Below are 17,900 nucleotides of genomic sequence, written 5' to 3'. Positions count from 1 at the left end.
CATTGACCAAGATTTAATCTCCACATAGCCATTTAGTAATTTCAAAGAAATAGTGCAAATACCATGCACCAAAATAGTTCTTTTACATTCCATTTACACAAATTAAATGAGCGAGCTAAAAGTATTATCCCTGTGTAGCACTCAATTATTTGCTTTTTAAAAGATTAAAACCTATACATTGACCATTCTGACATCCTATATCTGTCAATGATTTAGCTCAAAATCACGCATATTCTCCGCATACAAAAATGTATTCATAAAAAGCATACAAAATAGTGTCATTTTCATGCTTCTTTAGCGGTATATAACATTCTGTAAAGATTCAGTTACAGAATCTTGCTTGGTTGAAAAGGAACGTATATGAGTCAGGTATATAGCAAGGAAGAAAAAAGAAGTCGCATCAAAGGTATTGTCGGTGCGGCATCAGGGAACTTGGTTGAATGGTTTGATTTCTATATTTATGCCGTCTTTGCTGCTTATTTTACGCATGCATTAACTGCACCGGATATGGAGCCAACCACGAAAGCGATTTATGTCTGGGGTGTATTTGCTGCTAGCTTCTTTATGCGTCCAATTGGTAGCTGGTTATTTGGACGTATCGCTGACCGTAGCGGTCGTAAACAGTCCATGGTGATTTCTATCTGTCTGATGGCGTTGAGTTCATTCCTCTTTGCAGCATTACCAACGTATGATCAAGTCGGTATGTGGGCACCCTTCTTGCTCCTGATGGTTCGCTTATTGCAGGGTCTTTCTGTCGGTGGAGAATATGGTGCGGTAGCCACCTACATGAGTGAGCTGGGGTTAAAAGGACAACGTGGTTTCTTTGCTTCGTTTCAATACGTCACACTCTCAGGCGGTCAGTTACTCGCAAGCTTACTCGGGGTTATCTTGCTTGGCTTTATGACTGAACAGCAATTGAATGATGGCGGCTGGCGTATCCCATTCGTGATTGGTGGTATTGCTGCGATCTTGTCTTTACTTGCGCGTAGTCGTTTAGAAGAAACCTTATCGCATGAAGATGCGGAACGTGAGGAATCAGGTAGTTTAGTTGCCTTACTTAAACAGCACTGGAAAACCTTCCTGCTGGTAGTGGGTTATACCTCTGCGGGTTCACTAACTTTCTATGTTGTTACTGTTTATTCTAAAACTTATCTGACCAACATTGGTATGGATGGCAAAACCGTTGGTTTCATTATGACCACGGCTCTGTTTGTCTTCATGTTGGCGCAACCTTTGTTTGGTATGCTTTCAGACCGAATTGGCCGTCGTGCTTCCATGCTGGCTTTCAGTTTACTCAGCGCAATCTTTATCTATCCAGTGATGGTGACAGGTATGCGAAGCTTTGTTGATTCGCCTGTCATTATTACCTTACTGCTGATTTTCTTGATGATGCTGCTCAGCTTCTACACCTCAATCAGTGGTTTGGTGAAAGCAGAAATGTTCCCTCCGCATGTTCGTGCCTTAGGCGTTGGCTTCTCTTATGCAGTGGGTAATGCCTTGTTTGGTGGTTCAGCACCTTCGGTTGCATTACTCTTTAAAGATGCAGGCATTGAAAATATCTTCTTTATTTATGTGATTATCATGCTGACAATCTGCTTCTTCTGTAGTTGGGCATTACCGAAGAAACCAGAATATCTGGAACATGACCACTAAATAAATTCGATTCAAAATACTGAGAAACCACTTTTGTTTAGGCAAGAGTGGTTTTTTTATTTTGGCTTATTACACGTAAGGATTTAAATTCACCAATTGTTTAAAACCGCTCTGTACAATCATTGCAGTACGGGATCGGGGCCGTTTATGTGCTTCTTGTTGCGTAAATTCAATCATGATCCGATTAAAATCGAGACGAGGATATTTTTGCTGCAATTGCCGTCTAAACTGTTTTGAAAACTCAAAGCCACGGCTTCCAATCACATCACAGCTAGCAGCTTGTTGTAATAAATGAGCCTCAACGCCTTCCTCAAGTCCAACATATGGATTCATATGCATACTGATCACATCAAAAAGCTGATCAGCGCGTCCCTCTTCCCAACCTTGTTGAATTGACCAGTCTTTTGCAGCATAAGCACCTTGTCCAGCAAAACAACGACAACCTGCATGATGCTGATCGTGTTGTGCCGTCATCCCCAAATCATGTAACAGACAGGAGACAGCTAACAGTTCATGATCACATTGATGTTGGTGTATTTTGGCAAAGGCACTGGCATAGCACCATGTTCGAAGACAATGATTCTGTAAGGCCTCCGTACTGCAAGATTGCATTTGGTCTAAGGCATGTAGCACATCTGCGCTATCAGGTAATGTGAGATCCGCGATACTCAGCTCATGCTGTTTATCCACCTTGTCATGATGTGCTAAGGCGTAGCTTTTAATCGTTTGTTGAATAACAGGAAATAAGCTATGACGGAGTAACGCCAAACGGTCTTTTAACGCTAAATCACCTGAAGTCCGTGTCATCCATATTTGTCGACCAATTTGCATTGCATTCCCCAAATTAGAGTAATTACTCTAATTTTTAAAGCAAAGAATTCATAATGTCAAAATCTTTAACTTGCTTTGATTCAGATGTTCTAAAAAAATAGGTCGTTATTAAAAAAATAATCCTCAACTTCATCACAAAGAACTCGACTATATCTCCTAATTATACGAATAAGAAAATGCTGATAACTTATCCACTTTTCAGATAGTTTTGCTCATCATTTAAAGTCTATTTTTGCAATAAATTAAACAAATTGTTCATTTATTCATCTTTTCGTGCAGTTTTTCTTCTTAAATTTAAGCTTATTTTAAGATTTTATGCATAATGGACGGCGCTTTATTTTTTTATTTTTGGTGTACTTTTAACACTTTTTTTATGGCAAGAGGTTACGGCTTAAGGGAGTAAATAATGCTTACGCTGATAGGTATTCTAATTATTGTAACGATTGTCGCGTTACTCATGTCTGGCAAAACCAGCCCGATCGTCGCAATGTCGATTGTTCCACTTATTGGGGCTTTAATTGCTGGTTTTTCTATTAGCGAGATTTCTGGTTTCTTTGAAGCAGGGCTATTAAAAGTCAGCAAAGTGGCCACCATGTTTTTATTTGCCATTTTGTTTTTCAGTATTTTAAAAGAGTTACATGTCTTTGATCCGATGATCCGAAACATGGTGCGCATGACCCGCGGTAATGTGGTGATTGTTGCGGTGATGACCACCCTGATTGCTGCCGTTGTCCATCTGGATGGTTCTGGCGCAGCAACTTTTCTCATTATTATCCCCGCTTTACTCCCGCTCTACCGCAAACTGGGTATGAGTCCTTATCTGATGCTTCTTTTGATGGCTGGCAGCATGGGCGTCATGAATATGGTGCCGTGGGGTGGCCCGCTAGGCCGTGCTTCTGCGGTAACGGGTATTGAAGCCGCTGAACTCTGGCGTAGCCTGATTCCTGTTCAGGTCATCGGGGTCGTCGGTATGATGGGCTTTGCGGTATTGATGGGTTTACGTGAAAAGAAACGTATTCTGGCAGCGCAAGCGTTAGGGACCACACCTTTTGAGCAAGACTGCATGGCAGCTGACATGGCTGAAGATGTACAAGAAGAAGTAAAACCTAAGAAATTCTGGTTTAACATCGGCTTGGTTGTTGTTGCAGTGATCTGTCTGGCTTTTGGTCTGTTCTCAGCGCCCTATGTCTTTATGATTGCATTATCACTGGTATTACTGGTGAACTTCCCGAAACCAAGAGAACAAATGGCGGTGATTAGCCGTCATGCGCCTCAGGCATTAAGCATGGTTGCAATCATTTTTGCTGCAGGTGCTTTCTTGGGAATTCTCTCAGAATCAGGCATGTTGAAGTCCATCGCACTGGATCTGATTCATATTTTACCAAGTACTTGGGTCGGTAGCTTACATATTCTGGTCGGTATATTGGGTGTTCCAATGGACCTGTTTACCAGCACCGATGCTTACTACTTTGCCCTCTTGCCAATTGTTCAGGAAGTGACTGCAACAGCTGGTGTAAGCGCTGATTCAGTGGTTTATGCCATGGCAATTGGTAATAACGCAGGAACATTTGTCAGTCCATTCTCACCAGCAACATGGCTTGCCATGGGTCTTGCAGGTACAGATATGGGACGTCATTTACGCTATTCATTTGGCTGGATCTGGCTATTTAGCTTCTTTATCTTAGGCGTTGGATTCTTACTCGGCCTCTATTAATCCTTGCCAAAATAAAAAAGCATACTTCGGTATGCTTTTTTATTGCCTGAATATTTGAGATTTATTCAGATAAAAGTTGAGGTGATTGCCTAAAGCTGACTTTTTAATAATTCGTCCAGCCATTCAATAAAATCCTGAAAATATTTAGGGCGATACTGACGATCCGTCAACAAAATATTCACTGGTAATTGCAAACTTGGGACTTCGATAAATAAGCGCTGTAATCGTCCTTGCTGTACATATGGTGCAGCATCAAATTCGGGAATCTGGATAATACCAATCCCTGCTAAGCCTGCCTGAATATAGGCTTCGGTATTTTCAATCAATAAACGATATGGCATTTTTATTCGCTGATCCCGAAATACCAATTCACTCCATTCCCGATAATGTTTCGCTACATGATAGTCCACAGCGTAATGCTGCTGGAGTTCCGCAAAGCTCTTCGGCTCACCAAATTCGGATAGATAATTCGGTGCCGCTAGCGTCCAGATGTGGGTCTGTGTGATGGGTCGAATCAGTAGATATTCATCCTGCACCTGCCCAACCCGCACCACACAATCGAGTTGCTGCTCAATCAGATTGGAAAAATCATCACTGCTATTGACCAACACTTTGACTTTGGGATAACGCTGATAAAAATGTAGTACGTGAGGAATCAATACCTGTGTCGCCAACCGTTTGGGTAAGCCAATACTGATCTTGCCTTCTGCACTACGCACATGAGTTTTAAACCGATTGAGCTCTTTTAATTGCGTCACCAGACGCATCGCTTCCTCATAAAACAGACTCCCCTCATGCGTTAAAGATACTTTGCGCGTAGTGCGATAGAACAATAGCACTTCATATTCTTTTTCAAGTGCTTGTATTGCGTAGGTCACATTAGAACGTGGCAACCCCAGTTGCAATGCAGCTTGTGCAAAAGATTGCTTCTCTGCCACTAAACAAAAGATTTTTAAGCGGTCAATCTTATCCATTTTATTATTCAACTTTGTTGCACAATCAGTTCAATCCTAACAACTATTTCAAACAAAAAAATTCAATTAGCATGATTTTTATACAAAACAAGGCGAGGATAAATCAATGTCAAAGCATGCTCTAAAAGGAAAAACCGTATTGATTACAGGCGGTGCCAAAAACTTAGGTGGCTTAATTTCACGTAAGTTTGCTGAACAAGGTGCAAACTTACTCATTCATTATAATAGTGCGGCAACGCAAGCGGATGCAGAAGAAACTTTAAAGGCCGTGCAGGCGTTCGGGGCAAAAGCAATTTTGGTGCAAGCAGATTTATCCGATATCCAGAATATTGAAGCACTCTTTGTTAAAGCCAAAGCAGAATTTGGTGGCGTTGATATTGCCATCAATACCGTTGGGCGTGTCCTGAAAAAAGCATATCTGGACACCACGGAACAAGAGTTTGACGGGATGAACGATATTAACAATAAAATTGCTTATTTCTTCATTCAATCTGCAGGCCGTCATCTCAATCCGCACGGAAAAATCTGTACCATTGTGACCAGTTTACTTGCTGCTTATACGGGCCTTTATTCAACTTATGAAGGCTTAAAAGCACCAGTAGAACACTACACCCGAGCTGCATCGAAAGAGTTTGGCGAGCGTGGCATTTCGGTGACTGCGGTTGCACCAGGTCCAATGGATACACCATTTTTCTATGGTCAGGAAGCACCAGAAGCCGTGGCTTATCATAAGTCTGCATCAGCCTTAGGTGGACTGACCCAAATTGAAGATATTGAACCTCTGGTTCGTTTTCTGGTGACAGATGGCTGGTGGATTACAGGCCAAACCATTTTCGCAAATGGCGGTTATACCACCCGCTAATTCCAGAAATGAAATGCTTGGGTACTTTATTTAACAGCCCAAGCATTTAATGCAACCAAAACACCAACCCGTAAAAACAGGCCAGACTCAAGATAATTGTCAGTAAGGTATGCTTCACCTTGTAGGCAATTACAATGGTAAGCAGCGTCGCCAGAAAATAGGGATTGAGTAAAGTGCTACGAAAAGCACCATGCTCATCCATAAACACAATCGGCGTTGCAATCGCGGTCAATAAACACGGCGCAGAATACTGTAAAGACTGCTGGAACCATTTCGGTAAACGTAATGGAATATTCGGTTCCAGCAGAATATAACGATTCATGAATACGACGATTGCCAGAATAATCAGAAGAAACCAACTCATGCCGCACGCTCCCGAAGATTCTGTAAGCAGGTTGCCGTCAACATGCCAATCACACCAGCCAAGATCGCTGCACTTTTAATCCCCAGACTCAAGAAAATGACGGTCAGAATCACGGATACCAACACACCGACCAGCGTATTCAGGTTCTTAATAAATGGAATCACGATGGCAATAAAGGTAGCAACAATAGAGAAATCTAAATGATATTGATCCAGATTGGGTACCGAAGCTGCCAACAATACACCACACAGGCTGAACAAGACCCAGCATAGATAAAAACAACTGCCTGCACCCAGCAAGTAATAAATATAGTGCTGCTGTTTTTTAATGCTGACTGCAAAAAGTTCATCGGTCAGTAAAAAGCCCAACATGAGACGATACTTTAAAGGCTGTCTGGAAATATCTTCACGGAGATAGAGTGCATATAGATAATGCTGGGTCGTGATTAAAAAGACAGAGATGATGATCGTTAAAGCAGGTGTCCCAGCCATCACCAAACCTAAAGTCATTAATTGCGCTGCACCTGCAAAGACCAACGCCGACATCCCCACCGCCTGTAAGGTGGTTAGCCCAGCCTGAATTGCCATAGAACCTGCAAGTAAACCCCACGGTAACACGGCAAAACACAGCGGCAATATTTTGACGACGCCATTAAAAAATGCCCGCGTTACGGTCATGGGTGTGTCATCAGTTACGCTGTCAGTTAACATCAAAATCACAATCGTTGATCAAAGACGGTATGACTATGCCAAAATTTGATTCAGGAGAATTGTATAAAATTGCTGTTTTATTTGAGATAGGCAATATAACCGCCGGGGGTAATACCAAAGGTCTGACGAAAATGACGACTAAAATGACTTTGATCCGAGAAACCACATTGCTGTGACACTTCAGATAAATTTAGTCCTTGTCTTAATAATCTTTGCGACTTCTGCAAACGCGCCTGTACCAACCATGCATGCGGTGACAATCCGACATGCTTTTTAAATTGTCTCAAGAAATGCCACTGGCTCAGATTGACCATTTCTGCCAGCTCAGCCAAGGAAAACTCTTGCTCAGGCATACTTGCCATCAGTTCTTTAATATTGAGGATTCGTTGCTTGGCATTGCTCAAGTCGGTCACATGCGGTTTGACCTGACTGTATTTGGACACCAGCCATGCAATCGTAGATAAGAATAAGGTCTGTTTTAATAAGGTATTATTCGGTTGTTCAAGTAAATCAAATAATATGCGGAATTGTTGAGCCAAACCTTCATCATGCAGGACCGCTTCACGAAACCACGGCGCAGTGCCATGAACAGTGGTCAGATCTCGAGTAAGTTCATTAAACACTTCAGGCGTCGGATAAATCGCACGATAACGCCAACCCGTGTCTACAGCCGAAGATCCAGTATGCACTTCATCGGCATTGACCAAAATAATATCGCCCTGTGGTGCTACATGATTGCCGCCTGTACGATAAAAGCGTTGTGCGCCCTCTTCAATCACACCAATACAAAATCCTTCATGAACATGTCGTGAAAATTCCTGCTGATAGTAACTTGCTTTCAGCATTTCCAGCCCACCCAGTTCTTCCAGGTGTAAGTAATCAACTTGTTCCCGAGGTCTACGCGACATCACGACCTCCTTTGAATTTTTTGCATCATGTCAGGTTAGCGCGATTGAATGAAATTTATAGAATAAAATTGCTGTTTATTCGGGCTATTCTACGCCTAAGACAAAATTGCGTAAGGCCTTATTCTCCTTTTCACTCAATAAAATTCCAATTCAAGAGACAAAAAAAAATAGATCTAACACAACGCAAATAAAAAAAGCGCCTCAGAACAGGCGCTTTTTTAGCTTTAAAGATCAACTATCCAGAAACTCGACATGTCCTGTTTTAACATCATAAATTGCCCCGACAATTGCAATCTCACCTCGCTCCAGCATCTCTCTCAATACTGGACTATGGGTAATGATGTATTGAATATTGTAGTGGACATTCATCGCTGTCACCTGATTGATAAAAGCCTTACTCAAATCACGCGGCTGCATGATGTCATAGACACTGTCGACTGAATGCATCAGCGGTCCCAGTACATACTGAATATGTGGCATCTCTGGGACATCGGCAACCTGTTTATGCTGCAAACGTAATTGGCAGGCACTGGTGACAGCACCACAATCGGTATGACCCAAAACCAAAATCACCTTTGAACCTTTGGCCTGACAGGCAAACTCAAGTGAACCCAGTACTTTTTGCCCAGCAATATTCCCAGCAATTCTTAAACTGAATAAATCGCCAATCCCGACGTCGAAAATCATCTCGGTCGGGGCACGCGAATCCATACAGCCCAGTACCGCTGCAATCGGATGCTGTCCTTCATCCGCAGTCACTCGGATCTGGCGATAAATATCCCGTTGCAAGCGTTCATTTTTCACAAAACGTTCATTTCCCTCTTTGAGTAATGTAATGACTTCTTGCGGGCTTAATTTACGTTGCAGTTCCCGAGTACTGATATAAATATCCAGTGCTGCTTCATCGACATCCTGATAATGTTGTTTAAATCCGATGAGCTTGAGATCAATCTGACGTTTACTGGCAGTTTCATTCTGATAGTCCTGAATCACTTGATAAATATCTGGATCAATCGAATCACACTGGGTTGCATCAATAATTAACTGCTGATGTTTATGCACATGTTCCAAGGCTGAGATCAATGCAGAACGGTTTAGAAAGGTCACTTGTGAAGGCAGTTCAATACGTGTCACGATGCCGTGCAAATGCTTTTCTTTATAAACCCGTACGCCTTTATTAAAATTACCATAGAGAATGAAGCCACTACTGGTCAGCAAACCAATTACGATGCCAGTCAATAAATCTGTCAGTAAAATTGCAACCAGCGTAATGATAAAAGGTAAGAACTGTTTCCAGCCTTTCTGATACAACTGTTTGAATAGTTTGGGATGAGTGAGTTTAAAACCCGTCAAAATCAAAATAGCGGCTAGTGCAGATAGCGGAATCATGTTCATCAATGGCACAAAGAACAAGACCGCCAATAACAAAAGTACCCCATGAATGATGGTAGAACATTTACTGCGTGCGCCTGTATTGGCATTGACCGAGCTGCGTACAATCACCGATGTCACTGGCATTCCACCAATTAAACCCGACACAATATTGCCCGCCCCTTGTGCCCACAACTCACGATTGGGGGGAGACGATCTTTTTTGTGAATCCAGTTTATCTGCCGCTTCCAGATTCAATAATGTTTCTAATGAAGCCACGATGGCCAAAGTAACCGCTCCAGTGTAAATCAATGGCTCAGCCAGATAAGCAAAGTCAGGGAAAACCAGCACCTCTTGAGGCGCCTCTAAGATATTAGGCAATTGGATCAGGTTATCGGTTTGTACCGCCCACGGCGAACCAATATAAATTAAAATAAAATTTAAACCCGCAGCCAGTACAACGGCAATCAAGGCAGATGGTAGGGCCAGTTTTTTCAATGGACTGCTATCCCAAGCCAGAATCAAAAATAGGCTCAGCAGGCCAATTAAGGCAGCACCCAGATCAAAATGCTGAATCAAGGCACTCGGTGTACTGGTCCACAACATATCCCAAGAAAAGTTGGATAAACCGAATAAATAAGGCAATTGAGTCACTATCAGAATTGCGCCAATTGCAGCCAGTAATCCCAAGATCACATTATTGGGAATAAAATTCGCAAAGAAGCCCAATTTAAAGAGCCCAAATAAAATCTGTAAAATCCCAGCAAAGACGATACACAATAAAAAAGCGGCATAATTGCCGCCTAATTGATCCAGTTGTACCAGAATGACCGCAGTCAGTCCTGCTGCCGGACCCGAAACGCTGATGTGAGAACCACTCAGCAGCCCGACAATAATCCCACCAACAATTCCAGCAATAATGCCTGAAATAATGGGCGCTCCAGAGGCTAAAGCAATACCTAGACATAAAGGCAAGGCCACGAGAAAAACGACAACGCCGGAGAGGAGGTCATTTAAATGGAATCTATTTTTCAGTGTTAAACTTGTCATGAGGCAACCATTTATAATAAAAAATAATTAATTTTTACTGCCTGAAAGTGTTTTCCCTACTTTAAGGCTTGCATGATATTGTCCGACAAAGTGCAAGGTTTAAAGTTTGGTTACGTTATAACGTTGTATATTTATTTATCGATTTAAACCTATTTTTGTTGATCTTAAGATTCGCCTCATCTTGGATTTCAACAGACTTTAAATCTACAGTGCATTAAATGAACCACAGCAATAAAAAAACCTCCCGAAGGAGGTTTTTTTAGGAATTATAAATTTACTTAGAACCTTTAATCCCAGCTTGTAATAACAATGCACCTAAACCACCAATTTTTTGCTCTTGAGGTTTATCAGATTTCGGCTTGTTATGTTGTGGGCGTTTAAAGTCACCTTCTTTGCGTGGTGGACGTTGACCCTGTGGCTTACGCTCAGTACGCTCTTGCGGAGCACGTTGCGGGCGCGCTGCTTTCGCTGGCGCAGAACCTTCTGCACGCATACTTAAGTTGACACGATTACGTTCCACGTCAACCTGCATCACACGTACTTGTACGATTTGACCTGGTTTCACTACTTTATGTGGATCAGATACAAATTCATTAGCAAGTTCAGAGATATGCACTAAACCATCTTGATGCACACCCACATCAACGAAAGCACCGAAATTGGTCACATTGGTTACCACACCTTCAAGCTGCATGCCTTCAGTCAGTTGAGCAACCTCAGTAATGTCTTCACGGAACTTCGCAGTACGGAACTCTGGACGTGGGTCACGGCCTGGTTTTTCCAATTCAGCTAAAACGTCCTGAATAGTCGGTAAACCAAATTTGTCATCAACAAACTCATCTGCCTTCACTTGGCGAATGATTTCAGTGTTGCCAATAATATCTTTTACCGTAGTTGCTTTTGCCGCAACAATTTTTTCCACCAAGCCATAACTTTCAGGGTGAACAGCAGATGCATCCAATGGCTCTGAACCATTTTGAACCCGTAAGAAACCTGCTGATTGTTCAAAAGTACGTTCGCCTAAACGTGGTACTTTTTTCAATGCTTGACGGTTATCAAAACGACCGTTTTCTTTACGGTATTCCACGATTTGCTGAGCAATCGATTTATTCAGACCTGCAATATAAGCAAGAATTGCAGGAGAAGCTGTATTCACATCTACACCAACAGCATTCACACAGTCTTCAACCACTGCATCCAGTGTTTTTGCCAAACCAGTCTGATTCACATCATGTTGATATTGACCTACACCAATTGATTTTGGATCAATTTTAACGAGTTCAGCCAATGGATCTTGCAAACGGCGTGCAATTGAAACTGCACCACGAATCGACACATCAAGTTCTGGAAGCTCTTGTGAAGCCAACTCACTTGCAGAATAAACTGATGCACCCGCTTCACTTACGGTAATACGCGTCAATTTCAAATCAGCATTGGCCGCCATCATTTCTGCAACCAAAGCTTCGGTTTCACGACTTGCAGTTCCGTTGCCAATTGCAATAAGTTCCACGTGGAACTCTCGGCATAAACGAGCAAGTTCTGCAAGCGAACCTTCTTTATCTTCTTTTGGTGCAAATGGATAAATCGTGCTATGCGCCAGTACATCCCCTGCATCACTCACGACAGCAAGTTTCACGCCAGTACGGATACCAGGATCTACACCTAAAGTCGTGCGGCTACCTGCAGGTGCAGAAAGCAATAAATGACGTAAGTTTTCAGCAAAGACATCCATCGCTTCAGCTTCAGCAGCTAAACGCTTATCTGTTAATAATGAATGTTCAATTTGCGGACGGATTTTACCCAACCAGAATAATTTAGCGGTTTGCTTTAAATAATCCTGACGGCTTTGTGGTTGAAGCTGCTCAAGATTATATTCTGTCTCGATACGTGCCAATGGTGCATCATCTTCACCATCCACTTTCAAGCCAAGTACATTTTCCTGACGGCCACGTAACATCGCCAATAAACGATGTGAAGGCACTTTATTGAGATTTTCAGAAAATTCAAAATAATCACGGAATTTTTTGCCCACTTCTTTTTTCTCATCAGAAGCGACTGCACTTTTCAATACTGCAGTTTTAGCAAAAGTTTGTTTTAATTCAGTGGTTAAGGCAATGTTTTGTGCCCAGTCGTCAATCAGGATATGCTGGATTGCATCGAGCTGACTTTCAGTATCTGGATAGTCTTCATGACTAAAACCAGCCAAAGCTTCAGCAGGATCAATTTGATCTGCAAGAATTTTTTCAGCAATTGGCCCTAAACCAGCTTCTTTTGCTTTAAATGATTTGCTGGTGCGTTTTGGACGATAAGGTGCATAAATTTCTTCTAATGCATTTTTCGTTTCAGCCGCATTTACACGTGCTAATAAATCATCGCTTAATTTATCTTGTTCTTGTAAAGATTGAATTACCTTCTCACGACGCTCGTATAAATCACGTAAATAAGTTAAACGTGTATCGAGTTGACGTAATTGCGTATCGTCTAAGCCTTGCGTGACTTCTTTACGGTAACGTGCAATAAAAGGAACGCTAGCACCTTCATCAATTAAACGAATAGCAGCTTCTACTTGGTTTGGACGTACGGCAAGTTCATTTGCCAACTGCTGAACTAAGTCAGTCATCGTGATTGATTCCACAAGGGTTAAGTCTAAAAGCAATGATTATAAAGTTCATGGCTATAAAATCCACCATTGTTTTTTTGAATATTGTGTTTTAGCTGTGTATAAATTTTAAACATAGCGCTTTATTTCGTCATTATGGACAGGGTTTTTAACAAAATCAGCCCCCTTATCTTTTATGCAAATCGCCGAATGTTTCTAAAATAAGCTACATTTCCTGCCTAAATATTGAAAATTAGGATGATTGTCATAATTTTGCCTGTATATATTTGGTATCTATCTCTTGATTTTATTGGCAATATTTGTTGCTTTATAACATAGCCAAAACTGTGCAATGAATCGTATACTCGAAGGTCTATAGATATTTCACACTCGCATTGCATAAAGACGATGACAATAAACGATAAAGGAGCACAATCATGAGTTTAGTTGTACCTGCTGAATCGACGGAAACCGTACACCATGAGACAGACCGGGTCGAACGCATTTTAGTGGTTGATGACGATGTGCGCTTGCGTACGCTTTTACAACGTTTCCTCGAAGATAAAGGTTTCGTCGTAAAAACTGCTCATGATGCGACACAAATGGATCGTTTACTACAACGTGAACTATTCTCTCTAATCGTGCTTGATTTTATGCTCCCTGTAGAAGATGGTTTAAGTATTTGTCGTCGCTTACGTCAGTCTAATATTGACACGCCAATTATCATGCTCACTGCACGCGGTAGCGATTCTGACCGTATTGCGGGTCTTGAAGCGGGTGCAGACGATTACCTGCCAAAACCGTTTAACCCAAATGAATTACTTGCCCGTATCCGTGCGGTATTACGTCGCCAAGTGCGTGAAGTACCTGGTGCACCAAGTCAGCAAGTTGAAGTAGTTAGCTTTGGCCCTTGGTCACTCGACCTGTCTACACGTACCTTGACCCGTGAAGGTCAGGTAGTGACATTGACCACAGGCGAGTTTGCGGTATTGAAAGCGCTGGTTCAGCACCCTCGTGAGCCGTTAACACGCGACAAATTGATGAATCTAGCGCGTGGCCGTGAATGGGGTGCAATGGAGCGTTCAATCGATGTCCAAGTTTCGCGTTTACGTCGTTTAATTGAAGATAACCCTGCCCGCGCACGTTACATTCAGACCGTCTGGGGTGTGGGTTACGTTTTTGTTCCAGATGGCGCAGAGTAAGTTCAGGAAATTAAACGTTGAAACTTGAACCAATTGACCCACAAGAATTTACCGAGTTCGCGGCTTATTCCGAAAGGCCCCGAACGAAATGGGAACGTTTTTTAGATAAAATTAAACCGCGTTCCGCTGCCATGCGCACCACCATTCTGGTCTTGTTCATGGTGTTTTTTAGCCTGTTTATGTCCTTGTGGTTCTTTTGGCGAACGCTTTATCTTCCTGAATTGCAGCAACATGCCCGCTATCTTGCGATTGAACTGGAACTGGTCAACAATCCAGATATCCGTATTTTGCATCGTGATAGCGAAGTGGATGTCGATACATGGTTAAAAAATCGTATCGGCATTGAATATGTAACTGATCCTAAAGAATTTCCAAGAGTTGAAGATAAATTCCTAGCAGAACTGTTTACCAACCAGATTGAAGAAAAGCTGGCGAAAGAGCTGGGCGTTAAAGACGTTACCGTTTATTTTAAATTTAAACCCATTCCACGGATCTGGATTCAAACGCCTGAAATGGATGGTAACTGGGTCAGAGAGCCTTTAAAAACCTATACCAACTATAGTGTTGAGCTGATTGCTGGCTGGTTATTTGGTGTCCCGATTGTCTCCTCTATCATTATTTTAATTCTGGTTCGCCAAATGAATCGACCTTTACGTCGATTGCAAAATACCGCGAATAATTATAGTAAAACAGGGAAAGCCCCCTACCTCGATACCAATCATGGCCCACTCGAAATCCGTCAGGTCAATCAAGCCTTTAACCATATGGTGTATACGCTGGAGCAGACTGAGCGTGATCGTCAAATCATGCTGGCGGGTATTTCACATGATTTACGCACGCCATTAACACGTATTCGCTTAACCGCTGAAATGCTGCCTGATGAATTTTTCCGTGAAGGTCTAATCTATGACGTGGATGATATGGACGCGATTCTGAATCAGTTCATTTCCTATATGCGTGATGGTTCCGATGAAGAACTCACAGAGACCAATCTGAATAGCCTGTTGCAAGAACTGGTAGTACAATTCAAGCCACTGGATATTCGTTTTGAAGCACAAGAACTCCCGATCATTGCTGCCCGTAGTTTGTCGTTGAAACGTCTGATTGCCAATCTGATCAATAATGCCAAGCGTTATGGCGCAGAACCGATTGAACTGTCTGCCAGTCATGTCGATGATCATATCCTGATTACCGTCGCGGATCATGGTGAAGGTATTCCACCTGATCAGGTCGAAGAACTGATGCAACCTTTTGTCCGCGGTAATTCTGCACGCACCATTCAAGGTAGCGGACTTGGACTGGCAATTGTGAAACGTATTGTCGACATCCATCAAGGCCAGATCAATATTCGCAATCGTGAACAAGGCGGCTTGGAAGTGGTGATTTCTCTCCCTATTCCAACGGCTGCATCAGCAACCGAATCACCGAATAATGCCATTGATAAGATCAAGCAGACTCTTACAGGGCATTTTTGATTGCAAATGCCCAATTGAGCTAAATCAAGGAATACAAAATTCTATCCAGTTAGCCATTCCTCTTATTTATCTCACCGAAAATACATATATAATCAACTTTAAATCAAATATTGAAACACATTAATCTGGCTTAGAGATTCAAATCTTACTATTTTTACAGCCTCTTAGTTTCCATGTTTATAAAAATAAGAGGCTATAAGTAAAATAAATTAATGTTCTGAACAGTTTCTTATTTTTTCTACCGCCAATTTGTTAGTGCGGTGGTTAGAACCGCATTAAGAGCAGTAATGTACATAAGACCATTCGATGAAATTGCCAAATCTTTTGCATTATACATAACAGCATATTTAAGCACTTGAAGTTTACAACCTGAGGTTGTTGCATCACAAACTTGACGAGCCATGAGTATAGTTGATTCTATCGGGTTAATAATATAAAAATTACCGTTCGCATCTAATACTATTTTGCGAAGATTGAAATTTACTCCACCGCCTTCTATCGGTAAAGTACTCACCAGACCTGAAGGGGTAATTTTACGTACCGTACTTTTTTGATCAACTACATATAGATTTCCACTACTATCAACTGTAATTCCCGTAGGTAAATAAAACCGTGCAATATCCCCTTTACCATCAGCACTTCCCTTTACTCCAGCCAAACCTGCAAGAGTAGTAACAGTGCCAGATGGACTGATTTTTCTAATAATAGAATTTCTTGTATCAGCTACATAAATATTTTTGTTTCTATCAATTGTAATTCCAGATGGTAGAAGGAATCGTACAGTTGCTCCATTCCCATCAACATCACCACTTTCCCCAGCTAATCCAGCTAAAGTAGTGACTACTGCTGATGGACTAATTTTACGTATAGTATGATTGGCAGTATCTGCCACATAAGTATATCCACTGTTATCAATAGTAATTGCCGAAGGCCAACTAAAGCCTGCTTTAATCCCTATGCCATCATTTACAGTAGATTCACCTGGAATGCGCAACCCAGCTAAAGTAGTAACCACACCTGTGGAGCTAATCTTTCTAATATTGTCATTAAACATATCAGTTACATATGCATTGTTATGTTCATCAACGGTAATTCCTTCCGGATTATCAAACAATGCTGCAGAACCTGTTCCATCAGTATTACCCACTTTACTCGCTGTGCCTGCAAAGGTGCTAACAACGCCTACTGAGTTAATTTTGCGAATGGTGCTATTTAGGCTATCGGCTACATAAACATTACCATCTATACCGACAGAAATTCCATGAGGGGAATGAAATCTAGCAGCATTGCCTTTACCATCGACACTCCCCCACTCTGCATCCTTTCCTGCTAGAATGCTGACCATGCCTGTAGGACTAAGTTTTTTGATAATATTTCTTATTGATTTTGTCGCATAGATATTATCCTGTAAATCAACTGATATTCCGTCACAATCAAAACCACCAAGAATAGTGGTAACATCAGCTTTAGGACTAATTTTACGAATAGTATAGCTACCACTATCACATACGAAAATATTATCATTATTATCAATAGCAATTCCTACAGGTAAACGAAATCTAGCGTTAGTACCATTACCATTGATATTACCCTCCTCTACCGTTCCTGATCCTGCTATCGTAGTAACAACACCCGTAGGACTAATTTTGCGAATGGTTCTACTGAATGAGTCGGTTACAAAAACGTTACCATTCTTCCCTGCAGCAATCCCACCGACATATACAAATCTGGCCATTGAACCTTGACCATCAGCATAACTAGATTTTCCCACGGCACCAGCTAAAGTAGTGACATTACCTGTAGGGCTAATTTTTCGAATAGTATAGTTACCAGTATCAGATACATATACGTTATCACTACTATCAACAGCAATTGCTGTTGGAGCATTAAATCGGGCAGTAGTACCAACTCCATCAGTACTACCCTTTACCATAGCTAGACCTGCTATGGTTGTAACAATTCCTGCAGGGCTAATTTTTCGAATAGTGTGATTAGAAGTATCAGCCACATAAAAGTTACCATGTCGATCACTTGCAATACTCTGTGCTCGACTAAATCTTGCATCAACGCCTTTACCATCAACAAAACCTTCCCCCCCTGTATTACCCGCCAACACTGAAAATGCAGATGCAGCCACAAGTGTCGGTGTTGGTGTTGGTGTCTGTGTCTTATACACATCTCCGAGCT

Annotated in this window: 13 protein-coding genes; 5 read left to right on the top strand and 8 right to left on the bottom strand. The window is 41.8% G+C overall.

What is annotated here, in order from left to right; all coding sequences use genetic code 11:
• The first annotated feature begins 360 nt into the window (after positions 1 to 360).
• Positions 361 to 1,653: an MFS transporter gene (locus PJ15_RS09665; protein WP_005260039.1), complete on the top strand. Its 1,293-nt coding sequence runs from the start codon at positions 361 to 363 to the stop codon at positions 1,651 to 1,653.
• A gap of 69 nt (positions 1,654 to 1,722) precedes the next feature.
• On the opposite strand, the gene PJ15_RS09660 is transcribed toward PJ15_RS09665, so the two are convergent.
• On the bottom strand, positions 1,723 to 2,484 hold the full coding sequence (locus tag PJ15_RS09660) for an HD domain-containing protein (RefSeq protein WP_047430259.1): 762 nt from the start codon (positions 2,482 to 2,484) through the stop codon (positions 1,723 to 1,725).
• A gap of 406 nt (positions 2,485 to 2,890) precedes the next feature.
• Here PJ15_RS09660 and PJ15_RS09655 point away from each other — a divergent pair, with 406 nt between their 5' ends.
• The gene (locus PJ15_RS09655) at positions 2,891 to 4,198 is read left to right on the top strand and encodes a CitMHS family transporter (RefSeq protein WP_047430256.1); all 1,308 of its coding nucleotides are present in this window, start codon (positions 2,891 to 2,893) and stop codon (positions 4,196 to 4,198) included.
• Between the two features lie 89 nt (positions 4,199 to 4,287).
• Here the strand turns inward: PJ15_RS09655 and PJ15_RS09650 are convergent, their stop codons facing one another.
• Positions 4,288 to 5,172: a LysR family transcriptional regulator gene (locus tag PJ15_RS09650; protein WP_047430253.1), complete on the bottom strand. Its 885-nt coding sequence runs from the start codon at positions 5,170 to 5,172 to the stop codon at positions 4,288 to 4,290.
• Positions 5,173 to 5,278: 106 nt separating this feature from the next.
• Here PJ15_RS09650 and PJ15_RS09645 point away from each other — a divergent pair, with 106 nt between their 5' ends.
• Complete coding sequence (locus PJ15_RS09645; protein WP_004776112.1) at positions 5,279 to 6,034, top strand: SDR family oxidoreductase; 756 nt, start codon at positions 5,279 to 5,281, stop codon at positions 6,032 to 6,034.
• 46 nt (positions 6,035 to 6,080) lie between these two features.
• Here PJ15_RS09645 and PJ15_RS09640 read toward each other — a convergent pair whose 3' ends face one another.
• From PJ15_RS09640 to PJ15_RS09620, 5 genes are all read right to left on the bottom strand, one after another.
• Positions 6,081 to 6,398: an AzlD domain-containing protein gene (locus tag PJ15_RS09640; protein WP_004776114.1), complete on the bottom strand. Its 318-nt coding sequence runs from the start codon at positions 6,396 to 6,398 to the stop codon at positions 6,081 to 6,083.
• Complete coding sequence (locus tag PJ15_RS09635; RefSeq protein WP_047430249.1) at positions 6,395 to 7,108, bottom strand: AzlC family ABC transporter permease; 714 nt, start codon at positions 7,106 to 7,108, stop codon at positions 6,395 to 6,397. Before PJ15_RS09635 ends, PJ15_RS09640 begins: the two co-directional genes overlap by 4 nt.
• A gap of 77 nt (positions 7,109 to 7,185) precedes the next feature.
• Positions 7,186 to 8,016 (bottom strand): AraC family transcriptional regulator, encoded by an 831-nt coding sequence (locus PJ15_RS09630; RefSeq protein WP_047430247.1) that lies wholly within the window; start codon positions 8,014 to 8,016, stop codon positions 7,186 to 7,188.
• A gap of 231 nt (positions 8,017 to 8,247) precedes the next feature.
• The gene (locus tag PJ15_RS09625) at positions 8,248 to 10,437 is read right to left on the bottom strand and encodes a SulP family inorganic anion transporter (protein WP_047430243.1); all 2,190 of its coding nucleotides are present in this window, start codon (positions 10,435 to 10,437) and stop codon (positions 8,248 to 8,250) included.
• A gap of 274 nt (positions 10,438 to 10,711) precedes the next feature.
• Complete coding sequence (locus PJ15_RS09620) at positions 10,712 to 13,057, bottom strand: Tex family protein (protein ID WP_005260062.1); 2,346 nt, start codon at positions 13,055 to 13,057, stop codon at positions 10,712 to 10,714.
• 416 nt (positions 13,058 to 13,473) lie between these two features.
• On the opposite strand from PJ15_RS09620, the gene ompR reads away from it, so the two are divergent.
• Both ompR and PJ15_RS09610 read left to right on the top strand, forming a co-directional pair.
• Positions 13,474 to 14,238 carry a two-component system response regulator OmpR gene (gene ompR / locus PJ15_RS09615; protein ID WP_004657337.1) on the top strand — a complete coding sequence of 255 codons (765 nt, stop codon included), beginning with the start codon at positions 13,474 to 13,476 and terminating at the stop codon, positions 14,236 to 14,238.
• A 17-nt stretch (positions 14,239 to 14,255) separates the two neighbouring features.
• Entirely contained in the window at positions 14,256 to 15,713 is a 1,458-nt protein-coding gene (locus PJ15_RS09610) for an ATP-binding protein (RefSeq protein WP_004776124.1), read from the top strand.
• A gap of 238 nt (positions 15,714 to 15,951) precedes the next feature.
• On the opposite strand, the gene PJ15_RS09605 is transcribed toward PJ15_RS09610, so the two are convergent.
• Entirely contained in the window at positions 15,952 to 17,889 is a 1,938-nt protein-coding gene (locus tag PJ15_RS09605; RefSeq protein WP_227504690.1) for an NHL repeat-containing protein, read from the bottom strand.
• Between the last annotated feature and the right edge of the window lie 11 nt (positions 17,890 to 17,900).

Source organism: Acinetobacter sp. neg1, from assembly GCF_000788125.1.
Taxonomy (GTDB): Bacteria; Pseudomonadota; Gammaproteobacteria; order Pseudomonadales; family Moraxellaceae; genus Acinetobacter; species Acinetobacter vivianii.
This window is presented reverse-complemented; position numbering and strand designations above follow the sequence as displayed.